Below are 817 nucleotides of genomic sequence, written 5' to 3' on the forward strand. Positions count from 1 at the left end.
CGACCCCATTGGGCTGGCTGGAAACAACCCGACACTCTACGGGTATGTGCAGGATGTGAATACATGGTTAGATATTTGGGGATTTAATGTATTTTGGTCTGGTAGATCTCCAGCTCTTGAAGCTGCCAGAGTTTTTACATCTAATAATCCAGGACGTGTGGTTTTAGAAGATACATCAAAAGGCATAGAATTGACAAATATTACTAAAGAGATGGACTGGATTGACGCTAAACCGTTGTGGAATAATGCATCAGCAGAGTTTGCAGAAAATGCTGTTGCTGATTTTAATGCTGGCAAAATATCTCATGTTGATGTATTTATCAACGATGCCCATTATTCAGGTTCAATTAGTGTTTGGGAATCAGTTGAGAAACCAATATTAGTCAAAAATAATATTCCTATTGTGGAACATCATATAAACGTAAAATGTACTTAATATGCCAATACTTAAAAGTGATAAAGGATATTATATAATAATATCAGGACGATGCGGAATAACCTATTTTGATGAACAAAATAAAGAATTCATTTTGGATGCAGAAATGGTAAATTCTCCGTTATATGATTTTGTTGTTTCTTCAAAAAATATTACCACATCAGGAGAAGTCCTATCAGATAAAGATATAAAAAAAATAATTCAAAGAGTTTATGAATTGTGTAGTGATAATAATATCAAATTATTAATCACAGAGAATTAAATTAAAAGAAATAAAATAGTCTGATCATGTTACTCGCGGACAGTCATATCACTATGGTAGTCGGGGTTGACGTCCATGTGACGACAACTCCCCCCTTCAATCCCATCCACCCTTACATA

General features: G+C 34.4%; 1 protein-coding gene and 1 pseudogene. Both read left to right on the forward strand.

Annotated features, from left to right (window positions below; translation table 11 throughout):
- Positions 1-436 (forward strand): annotated as a pseudogene (locus BACCOPRO_RS18615) (hypothetical protein); the annotation flags it as partial.
- A 1-nt stretch (position 437) separates the two neighbouring features.
- Positions 438-698: a hypothetical protein gene (locus tag BACCOPRO_RS16840; protein WP_007899513.1), complete on the forward strand. Its 261-nt coding sequence runs from the start codon at positions 438-440 to the stop codon at positions 696-698.
- Positions 699-817 lie beyond the last annotated feature (119 nt).

Origin of the sequence: Phocaeicola coprophilus DSM 18228 = JCM 13818 (assembly GCF_000157915.1) — a bacterium.
GTDB classification, from domain to species: domain Bacteria; phylum Bacteroidota; class Bacteroidia; order Bacteroidales; family Bacteroidaceae; genus Phocaeicola; species Phocaeicola coprophilus.